A 15,481-nucleotide genomic window follows, 5' to 3' on the forward strand; every position below is an offset into this window, starting at 1 on the left:
TATGCTCAATTCCAAATTTTGATTTGAAATCTGATAATCAAAACAGAACTCCAATCGCATTGTTTTGTTAATTATACGCAAAATTAGAGACTTATTTGTCTTGTTAAATCCTCTTTTAGTACCTTTAAAAAAGATTTATGTCTTACAAAGACTCAAAAACCAAACTCATGAAAAAAATCACATTAGTTTCACTTTCAATTATATCCTTTCTTTCTTTCAGTTGTGAAGCTCAGGTAAAATCCAATGACATTGCTCTTAAAGACGAAGTAAAAAACTATACACTCGAAACCGTGGCCTCCGATATTGCTATCCCTTGGGGTATGACTTGGTTGCCAGACGGAGCTCTATTAGTTACTGAAAAAAGTGGTGTTTTATATCACGTCAAAAACGGAGCAAAAACCGAAATAAAAAATGTTCCCAAAGTATATTCTCGTGGACAAGGCGGATTGCTAGACATCGTTTTACATCCTAATTATGCTAAAAATGGCTGGATTTATATGTCTTTTGCTTCAGATGAAGGTGAAGGAACCGGCGGTCACACAAAACTCATTCGAGCCAAATTAGTAGACGGAAGTCTCACACAAATTGAATCCCTTTACAAAGCAACCCCCAATACTACTAAAGGACAGCATTTTGGTTCCCGAATTGTGTTTGACAACGATGGCTATTTGTATTTCTCTATTGGAGAACGTGGAGAGCATTTTGTAAATCCACAAGACACTAAACGCGATGGCGGGAAAATATACCGATTAAATGATGATGGAAGTATTCCTAAAGACAATCCTTTTGTAGGTCAGACCGGAGCAAAAGAAGCGATTTATACCTACGGGAATCGCAATCCGCAAGGAATTGCAAAAAACCCATTAACAGGGGAAATTTGGGCACATGAACACGGCCCTCAAGGTGGAGATGAAATCAACATCATAAAAAAAGGGGCTAATTACGGATGGCCTGTAGTTACTTATGGTATCGATTATGACGGAACAACAATTAGTAAAGAAAACGACAAACCCGGCATTGAAAAACCTATTTATTACTGGTTACCGTCTATCGCGCCAAGCGGAATGACTTTTGTAACCAGCGATAAATATCCAGACTGGAAAGGACATTTACTGGTAGGTTCTTTAAAATTCCAATACCTTGAATTGCTAGAGTTGAAAGGCAATGAAGTGGTTGGCAGACAAAAAATTGCTACTGATATTGGTCGTGTACGTAATGTGGTACAAGGTCCGGATGGTTATATTTATATGGGCGTGGAGGGAAAAGGAATCGTAAAAATTATACCGAACTAAGAAATGTTGACAACGAAATTATTTTTAGGATTTGGAGTGTTTGTATTGGGAAGCTTCTCTTTCGAAAACCCATTTTCCGCAGACAACTATATTGACTTGAATACTGAAACCGCAGTTGTTTCAAAACTGCAGTCACCCGGAAAAGAAATTTATGCCGATTTTTGCATGCAATGTCATGGTGCAAATGGCAAAGGAGACACTAAGAACTTCCCTCCTCTTGACGGTTCTGACTGGTTGAAAACCAAAAGAAATCAAAGTATTGCTGCGGTAAAATTTGGACAAAGTGGCGAAATTGTTGTCAATAAAATGAAGTATAATAGCAGCATGCCGGCAATGGGACTTACGGATCAGGAAGTGGCTGATGTGATGAATTACATCATGACTTCTTGGAGCAATAAACAAACGAAAGTTGTAACCGAGAAAGAGGTCGCTGCCATAAAAAAATAAAATTTAGGCTTAGGATTGGTATCTAAAAAACATACGCTACAGAAAAACCTCCATAATAAGTGACGGGATTTCCCGGATAAAAATAGCGTGGAGCGGCAGTGCCAAAACCAACTGCGTTAGGCAAAATATTAGCCGCATATTTGGTATCCAAAGCATTATTAATTCCAGCATTCAACTCTGTTTTCAAGATTTTAAGAATCGTAAAAACATAGGTCGTTTTAATACCCAGCAAGGAATACCGTGCACTGTATTTTGCATTGGAATCGTTCAACGGAATTTTACCCATCGTTCGGAAAGAGGTGTTGACACTAAACCCACTTTTTGTGTTTAAATCTACCCCAAAATTGAATTGTTTTTCGGGAACGCCAGTCAATTGGTTTCCCGAATAATCAGCATCACCATCCAAGAATTCTTTGAATTTAAAGTTATTCACCGCTCCTGAAAAATAAGGTATGATTTGAAATTGTGTTAGTTCCAAAAGTTTGTAATCAACCAAGAATTCCAATCCCGTATGGGAACTGCTGCCTGCATTAATCCCTACAAATTGGTCATCGGCGGTGCGTCGTGCCACTAGTGAATTTTCAATTTGTGTGGTATAAAAAGTTACTTCGGTGTATACTTTATTTTTAAGCCAATTCCCTTTGAAACCCAATTCATAATTCCAACCTATTTCTGGTTTCAAATCGGTGTTTATTTGACCTTCGGGAGTTAACGTTTCAGCAACTGATGGAACCGAAAATCCTTTGCTGACGGACGTAAATATATTTTTCCCATTGCTTACTTTATAGGATAAACCAACTCTTGGCGACCAAACATTTCCAAAAGTGAATGGCATTTTTTTACTGCCGGAATTATTTCCGAAAACATCTTCTAGCGAATATTTAGTTGTGTTTAATGCCAGACCGGTTTCCAGATGCAACTTTTCTGAAATCCAAAGTTCCGTTTGTAAAAAGTAGTTAGTATAATTTCGATTTTGTTTGATTGCGCTGAATTCATCACCTTGAATACTTCCTTGACCCGGTTGCGATTGGTATAAATTTCGATACAAAGTATAATCGTATTTTTCCATTAATAATTCGGTACCAAAACTTAGTTCAAACGGCAAAGAAAACAAATGGTCTTTATAATTGGCATTGGAACGAAAACCTGCAGCACTTGTTTTTTCATCCAAAATATCAAACGGTCTGGGTTCGTAAGCATCTTTAAAATTAGAAAAAACACTGGTTTGCATGGACCATTTTTCAGAAAATTGATGATTGTATCCTAATCCGAACATGAATTTATCATACGACTCATAACCTTGTGCGGCTGCCCAAGTAGCGGCTGCTTTCTCTGGATTATTTTTTAAATCCATCTCATTGATAGAACTTGGGATATAAGCTTTCAATCGAGTGAACGTTCCCAAAAATGATAAATCACCTTTGGAACCAATTTTTTGTTTGCCGTGCAGGTTAAATGATTTTCTGTTGTAGGAACTATTGGCTCTGAAACCATCACTTTGTAAGTCTGTAAAGCTAGTAAATACATTCGTTTTGGAATCGCTGTAACCTGCCGAAAGTCGTTGTTGCAACAACCCAAAACTCCCAAAAGTGACTGTTGATTTTCCAAATGATTCCAATAATGGAGTTTCTCTTGAAAACAGCTGAATCACGCCGCCCAAACCGGATCCAAAACTAGTGGAATTTGGTCCTTTTATGATTTCTATTTTTTCAATTACTGCCAAATCAATGTCATCAATCGTAGTTTCGCCTTCGCCGGAAGTTAGTGGAATCCCGTCAAAATAAGCTTTTATCTTATTGGTTCCATACTGAGATCGCGCACCAATGCCACGAATCGTAATCCTGTTAGTGTTCAAAGCACCTTGTTGCATGGTCACACCGGGAATTTTGTTTAGAACCGGAGTCAATATAATTCCGTCACTTTTATTAATGTCGGCGGTAGTAATCACTGAAACGGATGCCGCAACATTTTGAAGTGCATTTTTGATCGGTGAACCTTTCAACGTGACTTCTGAAAGAGCTATAGTGTCTTTTTTTATTTGTCCAAAAATAGCAGTCGCACAACATATAAAAAAAAGAAAAGTAAGGGGGATTTTGAACAATTGTTTGCGTATTTGAATGAGTAAAACGTTTATAAAGTTAGGGTTTTCTTTTTATTTCCAAAAGCTATTCTGAAATTGTGATCAAAGAAAACTGTTTTTTTTATTATAATCACGACCTGACAATTAACTGAAATAGATTTCGTTTGAATATTGAATTAGAAGAAATTTGAAACTAAAACCTGTAAATTATGTAATAAATAGGCGTTAAAACACAATTCTAAATGATTTCTCGCTTCTAAAATACTTTATCTTTACAATAAAAAATTAGAATTAATATATGAAAAAATCAGCTATTGCATTACTTGCACTTCCATTACTGCTAATGAATATTTCCTGTGAGAAAGGAAAAGCAGCAGATGGTATATCCGGTACAGAAAAATCAGATACTGTAAAAACGGTTACTGAACAAAAAACGCCAACTCTGACAATAGATACTGTTGATTTTAACAAAAGAATGATTGCTTTAAGCAACAATGACACAACCGGAAGATGGCCCGTAAAAGCGCCTTATCCTTTGCCGGGAGCGTTATTACCATACAATCGAATTATTGCGTATTACGGAAATTTATACTCTACCCGAATGGGAATATTGGGTGAAATCCCTAGAAAAGAAATGTTAGCAAAATTGCAAGGCGAAGTAGCCAAATGGCAGGCAGCTGATTCTACTGTAAAAGCAATTCCTGCTTTGCATTACATTGCTGTCACGGCTCAAGGTGCTCCGGGAAAAAATAATATGCACCGCTTGCGAATGCCTTTTAAACAAATTGACACTGTGATTAGCTGGGCAAAACCCATCAATGCATTAGTATTTTTAGATATTCAAGTAGGTCACAGTTCGGTGAAAGCTGAAGTGGCGGAATTAGAAAAATACCTTTCTATGCCAAATGTACACCTTGGAATTGACCCTGAATTTTCGATGAAAAACGGAGAACGTCCAGGTTCTAAAATTGGGCATTTTACGGCATCGGATATTAACGACGCGATTGACATTTTAGCCAATATTGTACGAAAAAACAAACTGACTCCAAAAGTGTTAGTAATACACCGTTTTACGCAAGGAATGGTAAAAAATTATAAAGAAATCAAAACCGTTCCCGAAGTTCAAATCGTAATGGATATGGATGGTTTTGGAAGTAAAGTATTAAAAAAAGACTCTTACGTAAGTTATATTTATAGAGAACCCGTGCAATTTGCCGGTTTTAAATTATTTTATAAAAATGACAATAAAAACGACTGGAAAATGTACAGTCCTGAAGAATTAGTGAAATTTACTCCAAAACCGATTTATATTCAGTACCAATAATTTACCATTGAATTCATGAAAAATATTCTTTATTCCGTTTTCGTTGGACTATTTTTAATGGTAAGCTGCCAATCAGAACCTCGTAAAACAGTTCAAGAAGTTCCACTTGTTGTTGCTCCAGCAAAAGTTGTTGCGCCAAAAAAAGTAGCTGCTGATGCCGCTGCCATTCTTTCGAAAAAAGAAGTTCCCATTTTATGTTATCATAATATTAAAGAATTGAAAGCGGGTGATGGTGAAATGACAAAAACATATACGGTTTCACCAGCAAATTTTGCACAGCAAATGAAAGCCTTATCTGATGCCGGTTATCATAGTATTCTACCCAATCAATTACACGAATATCTCGTATATGACGTACCGTTGCCTTCAAATCCAGTAATGATTACCTTTGACGATACGCGGGAAGAACAATTCAGTATTGGCGCAGCCGAAATGAAAAAATACGGTTTCAAAGGCCTGTTTTTTATTATGACTGTTTCTATTAATCGTCCCGGATATATGAGCAAAGAGCAAATCAAAAACTTATCTGACGACGGGCATGTGGTAGGTGCGCATACTTGGGATCATCACATGGTTACAAAATATGCTGGCGACGACTGGAATACACAATTGGTAAAACCAAAAATAAAACTGGAGGAAATCATAGGAAAACCGGTAACGGATTTTGCGTATCCGTTTGGTTTATGGAATACGGCTGCAATTCCTGAAATTAAGAAAAGTGGTTATGAAATGGCGTATATCTTGTCAACCAAAAGAGATCCTGTAGATCCATTATATACCATTAGGCGTATTATTGTTTCCGGAACTTGGTCTACTGAAGGGATGATGAAATCTATTAATTCCTCATTCAATAAGTCTGAGTGATACTGTGTCAAGTTCTCGTGTAATAACGATCGACTAAAAATTTGCGATGCTAAATTGAAAAAAAGCAACAGATTAAATTGAGTTTCAAAGATTAAATTCTAAGAATCGGTTTAATCTGTAGCAAAAAATTTTAGAAGCTAAAGAGAGAGATGTCGTTAAGGATTTTTTAAAACTGATTATTGAATTATTAATGGCCTACTTCTTTTTTTGAAATTTTTCGAAAATAAATATTGGTTGATCATAGTTAATTGGTACATCAGTAGTAAAAAAAACTAGTCCCAATACACTACTCTGTACTCCTGTACCTAATAGTAATTTGTCCTCTTTCATTAACAGAGCGATTGGCTTACTTAAACCTAAACCTCCGTACGATTTGTAATAATAAGCACCCAACAAAGTATCACCAACTATTTTACCTCTTACATATCCTGAGTCTTTCATTGTTTTATGTCCATAAAATATTTCATATTTTCCAATAAAATAATTATCTCCTGTTGTGAGTGATAAGTAGGCTGTATCTCGTCCATTAATTGCTCTAAAAGAATGTTGTTTTTCTTCCACTTTTCTATTGTTACAAGCAATCATAAATGTAATTAGCAGCAACATAATTAACAGATTCATTAGCTTCATAATCTTTTTTTTGGGATTTTTTATATTGAGTATATCCTTTGAATTTTTCATGTTAAGATTTCTTATTTGATCTAGTCTATTTACAAATTACACTTAGTTTTTTTTAAAAACTGGCTGTTGAAGTGTTCGTCAAACGATTGTTCTAAAAAGCACAAACTATTCTAAAAATGTCTGAGCTCCTAAAAATAAATATTAATTTTATATAGATCAGGTTTACAGTTATAAACAACTTAAAAAAAGCACTATTACATTCCAAAGAATACGATAGTGCTTTTTTATTTATAATGAAACTTTTGTTATCTCGGAGACAACCAACCCTCAGGATTGTTATAAGTTGTATTCTGGAGAATTAGGAATTTAATGATTGTTTTTCCTGTTTCACCATTAGTTCTTACTTTCCCCAAAGTTTGCTTTATACTTACTTTATCACCTTTGCTTACATTTACTGAACTTAAATTCTGGTACACTGTGAAGTAATCTCCGTGTTGTATCATTACCGCTTTGTTTACGGGTGACAATACAATAACACTGGTTACTTCTCCACCAAAAACAGCTCTGGCACTTGCGCCTTTATCTGTGGTGATTTCCACACCGCTATTGTGTACAGTTATCGTATTAAATAAAGGATGCGTTTGGTTTCCGTATCCTAGTGATACATATCCTTTTTCAACCGGATAAGGCAATCTTCCTCTGTTGGCTCTAAAATTATCTGCAATAATTTTTGATTCAGGTGTCAACTCAATTTTGGACGATGATACGGCAGCTTTTGAAACAGGTGCACTTGGATTGGCTTTCGCTTTTTCTAAGGCCGCTTTTCTATTGGCTGCAGCAATTGCTTCCCGAATCAATTTATTGATTTGTCTGTCAATAGTTCTATATTCCTGCTGTTTTTTCTTGATTTCTTGAGCTATCTTCTTTTTGTCTTTTTGGATAACGTTTACTAACTTCAATTGCTCTTTTTTCTCTTTTTCAAGTGATAAGCGCTCTTTTTCATTTTCAGCAATCAGTTTTTGTTTTGCTGTTTTTTGTACATTCAATTTTTGATTGAAATCAGTAAGCTTATTAGATTTCGTTTTTATTTCTTCACCCTGCATTTTGCGGTAACCAGTATATTGTTTCATATACTGCGCTCTTTTGTAGGCCTGTAAAAAGTTTTCAGATGACAATAAAAACATCGCTCTACTTTCCGATGAACGACTTTTATACGATTTGACAATCATTTCGGCATAATCCTCCTTAAGTTCTGCCAATTCTTTCTTCAATTTATTAATCTGAACTTGATTAATATACATGTCATTACTCAGCAATTTGGTTTGCTTTTCAGTCGTGTTTATTAATTTTTCTTTAAGCTTTATTTTAGTGCTTTGAATAACCACGACGTTGACAGCAGATTTTTCTTTTTTCTTTACAGATTGTAATAACTTCTCATTTTCTCTAATTTCTTTTTGAATTTGAGCTTTACGTTCTTCTAATTTTTCTTGTTGGGATTCCTGACTCCACAGTAATGAAGTCATACAGATAAAAATTAGGCTTAGGAGAAATTTTGGCATATCGAAAAAATATTTTTGCTAATTTACTTAATTATAATTCTTTTGTACCCATTTGGAACACTATAAGGAAAAGAAAGTTCTTCATTGAAAGTTACCGAGTTGTATTCCAGATTAATTTCGGTGTTTCCTTTCTTCTGAAACGTATTGATTAAAACGCTTGTAGGCAATATCGCCTCGTTATATACTTTGTTGTCAGCGTATGCTACTTTGATCATTCGTTCTTCCGCTGTTTGGGTAATTTCTTGTTTTTGAACTAAAAATTTATCGGTATCCAAAAAGAATGATTTTTTCGTGTTTTTATTCGATGTATCATCTAATCGATACGTTTGTTCCAATAACGTTTCTAAATATTTTCCTTTGGTCAAATCATCAATGGCTTGACCTAATAACATGTTCTGAATTTTATTGTAATCTAAATCCGTTCCGAGCCATTGGCTTAAGCTACTGAAATCACCTTCAAAATATTTTCCATTTATCTTTTCATAATAGCTCACTGTTTTAGGAGTAATCAATGCTTTTGCCATTGTAATCCCCAGAAAACGAATACTTACCAAGATCTGTTCATCTTTTTTGATTTTGATTTCAGCGGTAACATTTTGCGTTTGTTTGTCATCGGCATAGCGGGCGCTTGACTTAATATATAATGTAGAAAATTCATTTTTATTGTTGTAATGATTTTCTATTATTTTTTTGGCTGACATTTGTTCTGCCGCTGCAACAGGCACATTACTGGCCGAAATGGCAATGGCCTTCGATTTACAAGACACCATGAAAAGAGCTATTAATACTACTATTGCTATTTTTTTCATTATTTTTTTTCTTTTAATAATTGATTGGCTTTAGAAAAATACATTTCTTTTTTCTTGAAATCTCCTAAACCGTTGTATGCTTCTCCCAACTGAATGTTGAAGTTTATTTCTAATGCTTTGTCCTCTACTAAATAATCCAAGCCCATTTCCAGCATATCCTTTGCTTTTTTAAATTGTTGCAATTGATTATTTGCCATACCCGAATAGTAATAAAACTGGGGCTGTGTAGGGAAAGTATCCACCATTGCCGACGCTTTTTTGGCCACTAATTCAAATTGCTTTGTTTCTGTATACGTTTGCAGCAAAAGCAAGTTGGTTTCTATATCATCTCCTGAACCGTTTTTTAATGCTTGTTCATAATACTTAATCGCTTTTGCCCATTGCTTTTTCGTATGGTAAAACTTTCCTATTTCCTTACCTACATTAACTTCTTTGTCATTATCGAAATATGAAATCGCTTTTTCTAAATCAGTTGTGTATTGAGGATTTTTATCTGCAAAAATCAAAAACTCATTCAGTATTCTGTGCTTTATTTTAGCATCAATTTTATTACTGGCCAAAACCACATTCATCGCGTTTATTGCTTTTGGTGCGTCATTACTATCCAAATAATTTTTGAATAGCGTTACTTGAGCCCATTCAGAATTTGGCAAGGCTTTTTCCAGTTTTTTGACAATTTCAAAAGCTTTTTCTTCCTCATTATTTTTAGAATACAAAACTATCAAGCTTATATAATTAGACTCTTCTTTTGGGTTCTTTTCAATTTGCTCTAACAAATTTGAAGTTTCCATATTTTGAAATTTCCCTTCCGATAAAATCTGGCTTTTGTACAAATCCCGTCTGTCCGTTTTTCCAAATGTTTCGTTTAACTCGTTAATTAAATCCAACGCTTTGTCAAACTGTTTTGTTCCCATATAAAGCGATGTCAGGTCTTCTTTATACTTCTCTTCAAATTCTATCAATTTGTTGATCACAATTATTGCCTGGTTATAATCGCTCGTTTCATAACTCACATCATACATTCCTACCCAGAACCATTTGTTTTTGGGATCAATTTGTGTGGCTTTTTCAAATGAAGAATAGGCATTTTTATATTCCTTTAATGCTAAATAGTTTTTTCCTAATTCATAATAAACAGCTGCATCATTTGGTTTAATCTTAACGCATTTATCTAAAGCTACAACCGCCTTGTCATAATTTTCGATTCCTTTTTGAAGCAATGATTCATAAAAAAATTCCTGAAACTGATCTGTATCGAGCTTAATCTCTTCAGGTTCCGTTTGTGCTAATAGCAAAGCTGAATTGCATTGCAAAACCAGAAATAAAAGTATTAAAGCGCTTTTTTTCATTCTATTTTTTAATCCTAAATCCTAATTATACATACAAGAATCGAACCATTTTATTCTAAAACCGAATAGTCTCCAATACTTATGCTTGTAAAGTTACCATCAAAACTGGCATGATTCCCAATCATTGCATTATCTAAATTCGCGTTTTTTATATGAGAGTGCGTTTGTACCAAGCTGTTTTTAATACTACTGTTTATTACATGACATCCTTTTCCTAAAGAAACATTAGGTCCAACTGTTGCGTTTATCAACACTACATCTTCCCCAATATAACATGGCGGAATAATTGTGGAATTTTCTAACTTGACATCAAAATCTACCAAATGTGCCCCGTCATTGTGCAAGAAACCTAACATTCTGGAATTCGTTTCCACAGTAACGTCTTTGTTTCCACAATCCATCCACTCATCAACTGTACCGGGAACAAATTTCATGCCTTTGGCCATCATTTGCTTGATTCCATCGTTAATTTGATATTCTCCGCCATGAATAATATTATTATCTAATACTAATTGCAATTCATTTTTTAAAACCGCTACATCTTTAAAATAGTAAATTCCAATAACAGCTAGATCCGAAACAAATTCTTTTGGCTTCTCCACAAGTTCGACTATTTCATTCGCTTCATTTAAATTGATTACACCAAAAGCTTCTGGATGATCTACTTGTTTTACCCAAATAACACTATCGGCATTTTGGTCTAAATCGAAATCGGCACGAATTAAAGTATCGGCATAAGCAATAACTGCTGGTCCGCTCAAAGAATCTTTGGCACACATAATGGCGTGACCGGTTCCCAGCGCTTCATTTTGATAATAAATAGTTCCTTTAGCGCCTAATTTTTGTGCGATAGCAAGTAATTCCTCTTCAACTTTTTTGCCAAAACTTTCATGAATAATAAAGGCTACTTCTTCAATATCTTGATTCAACACTCCTGCAATATCTTCCACCAAACGATGAACGATTGGTTTTCCGGCGATAGGAATTAATGGTTTAGGAATGGTTAATGTATGTGGGCGAAGACGTGAGCCACGACCGGCCATTGGGACAATTATTTTCATGTTTTTTTATATTAAAGGATTTAAAAATTTAAAAGATTAGAATTAAAAATCTTTAAATTATTAAATCTTTGAATTATTAAATTAATTTATTTCACTCCAGTACTTCCAAAACCGCCTTCTCCTCTGGATGTTTCTGTTAGTTCCTGCACTTCAATCCACTCGGCACGTTCATGTTTTGCAATGATAAGTTGTGCAATGCGCTCTCCGTTTTCGATAACGAAATCTTCGTTGGATAAATTTACTAAAATCACACCTATTTCGCCACGATAATCTGCATCTACTGTTCCTGGAGAATTGAGCACAGTAATTCCTTTTTTGGCAGCCAGACCACTTCTTGGACGCACTTGTGCTTCGTAACCTATTGGTAATTCTATGAAAAGACCTGTTTTTACAATGGTTCTTTCCAGTGGTTTAAGATATATCGATGCTGTTAAATTCGCTCGTAAGTCCATTCCTGCAGAAGCTATGGTTTCATAGTTTGGCAAGGCATGTTGTGATTTGTTGATTATATTTATTGTCATTGCTTTTTATTTATAATATGTTGTAGGGATAATCGCGACTTGTCCCTATTTTTTTCGGTTCAAAATTTTGGTTAATAATTCTTTTTCGTTGTGGTATATGAAATACATGAATCCGAGTAATAATGTGATTCCGACATAATAATTTTCTCTAAAGCCATAAAATGAAACTGCCGAAAATACTATTGATATCAACAGATACATGGCAATTTTATTGGTGTCATATGGAATGGGATAATATTTATTTCCGAAATAGTAGGAAATAAACATCATGCTCCCATAGGCTGCAATCGTAGCAATTGCAGAGCCGTAATAGCTCATTGTTGGGATTAGCAAGTAATTTAACGCTAGTGTAATTATAGCGCCAATAATGGAAATATAAGCTCCAATATGAGTTTTATCTATAAGTTTATACCAAACGGAAAGATTGGTGTAAATACCTAAGAAAAAGTTGGCCAGAATAATCAGCGGCACTACTTTCATGGCTTCCCAATAGGACTCATCCCGAATCATGATAATTTTTAGAATATCCGCAAAAACGATGACAGACAGTAATATAAAAGACCCAAAAATGACAAAATATTTGGTAATTGTAGCATACGTTTGTGGTGCATCCTGGCTGTCCGAGTGGCTGAAAAAGAAAGGCTCAATTCCTAACGTATACGCCGTACGGTACAAAACCATGAACAAACCAAGCTTGTAACAAGCGGAATATACTCCTACTTCGGCAGCGGCAATATCCGGTGGCAATAAATAGCCCAATAAAATTTTGTCGAATTGTTCGTTGATGGCAAATGCGATTCCGGCAACCATAATTGGCATTCCGTACTGCATCATGCGTTTCCACAGGGAATAATCAAAATGCCATTTGAGTTTAAAATAATTGGGTGACAGCAGTATAAATGTAAGTAAGCTGGCAACAATATTGGACACAAAAATATAGCCAATCTGAAAATCTTCCAGGTATAAAGAACGTAAAATACTGTCAGGATTTGATTCTGCAATCGTGGGTAAATAACTCAAAAAGAAAAGGTTCAAAAACAGATTTACGGCTACATTTCCTATTTTGATTATGGCATATTTTACGGGTTGCTGATTGACTCTTAATTTAGAGAATGGAACAATCACCAAGGCATCAAGCACTAAAATCCAAATGGTGTAGCTGATGTACTGTTGGTCAATTTCGGCCCAACTCGATATCGTATTTCGAAACAATAAGGATATGAATAAGAACGCAATGGAAGTCCAAAAAATGGAAACGGAGGTTGTTTCTACTACTGAATTCTTGTTGGTTTCTTTGTTATAAAACCTGAAAAAAGCGGTTTCCATTCCGTAAGAAAGAATGACATTGAAAAAAATCATTCCGGCAAAAATAATGGAAACCTTCCCATATTCCGCTTTTGGGAGTAAATCTGTGTATAAAGGCACCAATAAAAAACTGAACATTCGCGGCACAACCGTTGCTAATCCGTAAATGGCGGTCTGTTTAAAAAGATTTTTATATAATCCCAAAATGGTGTTTTTATTAAAATTAAGGAAACAAAAATAACTAATTCTTTGGTTTAAACCGATGATGTGAATGTTTGTTTTGAAAGAGAAAAATTAATTACAAAAGCTTTTCAATTGCAAAAAATTATCGCAAGGGTTTTTCTTGGACATTCGCTATTTTATAAAAAAGGGTTTTACCGTCTTCCATATATTCCAAAACTGCTTCGTTGGGTTTCAAATCAAATTTAGGTTTTTGAATTACCGGCGCTTTATTACCATATTCTTTAGCAGGATTTTTATCCATAATCAAATCTTCTTTTTTATTGCTTTGTAAAAAAGAAGATTCAAAGTCTTTTGGAGAGATTTCTTGAACCGAAGATACTTGATTGTGAAAGTAAATTTTTTCTAGTTTAATATTTGCTGACAGCGGTTTTTTGAATTCAATATAAAAATTTGTTGCAACGCTATCGATACCATCTTTCATTTTCTGATAAAACGCAGATTGTATTTCTTGAGGAAATTCCGTTTGAAATTCTTTTTTCATAGCACAAAATGTCAGGCTCATTGCAATGCTAAATAAGAGAAAAATTATTTTATATCCTTTCATACTTTTCTATTTAACTTAATCCATCTTCGTTTAAAATTTTAAGGAAATGAAATCCTTTAGGCACGTATCCCTGGTTGTAATAAAAACGGTGTGCAGTATAATTGCCCGTAAAAGCGTCTAAAACAATCATAGTACATCCGAGTTCTTTGGCTTTGGCATCGACATAATCCGTTAGCATTTTGCCAATTCCTTTTTTACGATGTTCTGGATGTACAATAAAATTATCAATTTCTAAATACTTTCCTGACCAGAGTTTAGTTCCAGACCACAATCCGGAGAGTCCAACACACACATCACCCTCAAAAACAGCGATTTGCTTGTAGTTGTTTGGGATCATATCATCAAGATAGGTATTGTATTTCTCTACACTGAAATTGGTATATAAATATTGCATTACTGGGTATTGCGCCAGCATTTCTTGTTTAGTGGTAAGTTCTTTGAGTTGTAATTTCATTCTTCTAAGTATTGTTTTAGACTATAAAATTAAACAAAAAAAGAGCCAACATTGTTGGCTCTTAGAATATATTTTGAATCAATAATATATTACCCATTCAATGCTTCAGCGCCACCAACAATCTCTAAGATTTCATTAGTAATAGAAGCTTGACGTGCTTTATTATAAGTCAACTTCAATTGATTTCTCAATTCCGTTGCGTTATCAGTTGCTTTGTGCATTGCAGTCATACGCGCTCCGTGCTCTGAAGCAAATGAATCACGAATTCCTTTATACAATTGTGTTTTTAATGATTTTGGAATCAAAGTCAATACGATTTCTTCTTTTGAAGGTTCAAAGATATAATCTCCAGTCGAAGCTGTAAGATCTGATTTAATTGGTGCTAATGGCAAAAATTGTTCTGTTTGAACGATTTGTGTAGCAGCATTTTTAAATTGGTTGTAAATCAACTCAATCTTATCGTATTCACCAGAAATGAATTTTTCCGTTAACAAATCAGCAATTTTAGCTACATTGTCAAAAGTAAGATCATCAAAAACAGTACTATGATTTGCAACTACAGACAGCGTCTTGCTCAAAACATCATTTCCTTTTTTACCTATGGCAAAAACATCTACTTGTTTTCCTGCATAAAATTCAGCACGGTTTTTGGCTTCTTTTATGGCATTTGTATTAAAAGCTCCAGCTAAACCTCTATTAGAAGTTACTACAACTAATAATACCTTTTTAATATCACGTTGTGTGGTATATTCTCCACCCGCATCACCTTCAAGGGTAGCAGAAAGATTTTGCAATAATTCCGTTAATTTTTCGGCATAAGGGCGCATTGCTGTGATTGCATCTTGTGCTTTCTTTAGCTTTGCTGCAGAAACCATTTTCATTGCCGATGTAATTTGCATCGTCGATGAAACGGAAGTAATTCTATTACGGATTTCCTTTAAATTTGCCATTTTTTTGTAAGTATGAAGATTTAAGTATTAAGTATTAAGTACCCAGAAAATCCTGATA

General features: G+C 34.6%; 15 protein-coding genes. 4 read left to right on the forward strand and 11 right to left on the reverse strand.

Annotated elements, in window-relative coordinates; all coding sequences use genetic code 11:
- Window positions 1-167: 167 nt before the first annotated feature.
- Window positions 168-1,292, forward strand: a complete 1,125-nt coding sequence (locus tag ACXX80_RS05020; RefSeq protein WP_458552269.1) for a PQQ-dependent sugar dehydrogenase — start codon at window positions 168-170, stop codon at window positions 1,290-1,292.
- Window positions 1,293-1,295: 3 nt separating this feature from the next.
- Entirely contained in the window at window positions 1,296-1,739 is a 444-nt protein-coding gene (locus ACXX80_RS05025) for a c-type cytochrome (RefSeq protein WP_458552270.1), read from the forward strand.
- A 22-nt stretch (window positions 1,740-1,761) separates the two neighbouring features.
- Here the strand turns inward: ACXX80_RS05025 and ACXX80_RS05030 are convergent, their stop codons facing one another.
- Window positions 1,762-3,840, reverse strand: a complete 2,079-nt coding sequence (locus tag ACXX80_RS05030; RefSeq protein ID WP_458552271.1) for a TonB-dependent receptor family protein — start codon at window positions 3,838-3,840, stop codon at window positions 1,762-1,764.
- A 277-nt stretch (window positions 3,841-4,117) separates the two neighbouring features.
- Between ACXX80_RS05030 and ACXX80_RS05035 the strand changes: the two genes are divergently transcribed.
- On the forward strand, window positions 4,118-5,143 hold the full coding sequence (locus ACXX80_RS05035; RefSeq protein WP_458552272.1) for a hypothetical protein: 1,026 nt from the start codon (window positions 4,118-4,120) through the stop codon (window positions 5,141-5,143).
- A gap of 15 nt (window positions 5,144-5,158) precedes the next feature.
- Window positions 5,159-6,007: a polysaccharide deacetylase family protein gene (locus tag ACXX80_RS05040; protein ID WP_458552273.1), complete on the forward strand. Its 849-nt coding sequence runs from the start codon at window positions 5,159-5,161 to the stop codon at window positions 6,005-6,007.
- Between the two features lie 195 nt (window positions 6,008-6,202).
- Here ACXX80_RS05040 and ACXX80_RS05045 read toward each other — a convergent pair whose 3' ends face one another.
- The 10 genes from ACXX80_RS05045 to atpG form a co-directional block, all read right to left on the reverse strand.
- Window positions 6,203-6,688: a hypothetical protein gene (locus ACXX80_RS05045; protein ID WP_458552274.1), complete on the reverse strand. Its 486-nt coding sequence runs from the start codon at window positions 6,686-6,688 to the stop codon at window positions 6,203-6,205.
- A gap of 245 nt (window positions 6,689-6,933) precedes the next feature.
- On the reverse strand, window positions 6,934-8,151 hold the full coding sequence (locus tag ACXX80_RS05050) for a murein hydrolase activator EnvC family protein (RefSeq protein ID WP_417980127.1): 1,218 nt from the start codon (window positions 8,149-8,151) through the stop codon (window positions 6,934-6,936).
- A 59-nt stretch (window positions 8,152-8,210) separates the two neighbouring features.
- A complete protein-coding gene (gene lolB1, locus ACXX80_RS05055; RefSeq protein ID WP_417980128.1) occupies window positions 8,211-8,996 on the reverse strand; it encodes a lipoprotein insertase outer membrane protein LolB1 in 786 nt (261 codons plus the stop codon).
- Window positions 8,996-10,345, reverse strand: coding sequence for a tetratricopeptide repeat protein (locus ACXX80_RS05060; RefSeq protein WP_458552275.1), 1,350 nt, complete (start codon window positions 10,343-10,345; stop codon window positions 8,996-8,998). Before ACXX80_RS05060 ends, lolB1 begins: the two co-directional genes overlap by 1 nt.
- A 50-nt stretch (window positions 10,346-10,395) precedes the next feature.
- Complete coding sequence (locus tag ACXX80_RS05065; protein ID WP_458552276.1) at window positions 10,396-11,406, reverse strand: sugar phosphate nucleotidyltransferase; 1,011 nt, start codon at window positions 11,404-11,406, stop codon at window positions 10,396-10,398.
- Between the two features lie 86 nt (window positions 11,407-11,492).
- Window positions 11,493-11,927: a dUTP diphosphatase gene (gene dut / locus ACXX80_RS05070; protein WP_417950891.1), complete on the reverse strand. Its 435-nt coding sequence runs from the start codon at window positions 11,925-11,927 to the stop codon at window positions 11,493-11,495.
- 45 nt (window positions 11,928-11,972) lie between these two features.
- A complete protein-coding gene (locus tag ACXX80_RS05075; RefSeq protein ID WP_458552277.1) occupies window positions 11,973-13,436 on the reverse strand; it encodes a lipopolysaccharide biosynthesis protein in 1,464 nt (487 codons plus the stop codon).
- 121 nt (window positions 13,437-13,557) lie between these two features.
- The gene (locus tag ACXX80_RS05080) at window positions 13,558-13,956 is read right to left on the reverse strand and encodes a hypothetical protein (protein WP_458552278.1); all 399 of its coding nucleotides are present in this window, start codon (window positions 13,954-13,956) and stop codon (window positions 13,558-13,560) included.
- Window positions 13,957-14,029: 73 nt separating this feature from the next.
- Window positions 14,030-14,473, reverse strand: coding sequence for a GNAT family N-acetyltransferase (locus ACXX80_RS05085; RefSeq protein WP_458552279.1), 444 nt, complete (start codon window positions 14,471-14,473; stop codon window positions 14,030-14,032).
- A gap of 89 nt (window positions 14,474-14,562) precedes the next feature.
- The gene (gene atpG, locus ACXX80_RS05090) at window positions 14,563-15,423 is read right to left on the reverse strand and encodes an ATP synthase F1 subunit gamma (RefSeq protein WP_458552280.1); all 861 of its coding nucleotides are present in this window, start codon (window positions 15,421-15,423) and stop codon (window positions 14,563-14,565) included.
- Window positions 15,424-15,481: the final 58 nt, after the last annotated feature.

The organism is Flavobacterium sp. GNP002 (genome assembly GCF_054343795.1).

Excerpts from the sequence above, each read along its gene's own strand:
- ACXX80_RS05020 (WP_458552269.1), top strand. The coding sequence starts at position 168 with ATGAAAAAAATCACATTAGTTTCACTTTCAATTATATCCTTTCTTTCT.
- ACXX80_RS05025 (WP_458552270.1), top strand. The coding sequence starts at position 1,296 with ATGTTGACAACGAAATTATTTTTAGGATTTGGAGTGTTTGTATTGGGA.
- ACXX80_RS05035 (WP_458552272.1), top strand. The coding sequence starts at position 4,118 with ATGAAAAAATCAGCTATTGCATTACTTGCACTTCCATTACTGCTAATG.
- ACXX80_RS05040 (WP_458552273.1), top strand. The coding sequence starts at position 5,159 with ATGAAAAATATTCTTTATTCCGTTTTCGTTGGACTATTTTTAATGGTA.
- ACXX80_RS05045 (WP_458552274.1), bottom strand. The coding sequence starts at position 6,688 with ATGAAAAATTCAAAGGATATACTCAATATAAAAAATCCCAAAAAAAAG.
- ACXX80_RS05050 (WP_417980127.1), bottom strand. The coding sequence starts at position 8,151 with ATGACTTCATTACTGTGGAGTCAGGAATCCCAACAAGAAAAATTAGAA.
- lolB1 (WP_417980128.1), bottom strand. The coding sequence starts at position 8,996 with ATGAAAAAAATAGCAATAGTAGTATTAATAGCTCTTTTCATGGTGTCT.
- ACXX80_RS05060 (WP_458552275.1), bottom strand. The coding sequence starts at position 10,345 with ATGAAAAAAAGCGCTTTAATACTTTTATTTCTGGTTTTGCAATGCAAT.
- ACXX80_RS05065 (WP_458552276.1), bottom strand. The coding sequence starts at position 11,406 with ATGAAAATAATTGTCCCAATGGCCGGTCGTGGCTCACGTCTTCGCCCA.
- dut (WP_417950891.1), bottom strand. The coding sequence starts at position 11,927 with ATGACAATAAATATAATCAACAAATCACAACATGCCTTGCCAAACTAT.
- ACXX80_RS05080 (WP_458552278.1), bottom strand. The coding sequence starts at position 13,956 with ATGAAAAAAGAATTTCAAACGGAATTTCCTCAAGAAATACAATCTGCG.
- ACXX80_RS05085 (WP_458552279.1), bottom strand. The coding sequence starts at position 14,473 with ATGAAATTACAACTCAAAGAACTTACCACTAAACAAGAAATGCTGGCG.
- atpG (WP_458552280.1), bottom strand. The coding sequence starts at position 15,423 with ATGGCAAATTTAAAGGAAATCCGTAATAGAATTACTTCCGTTTCATCG.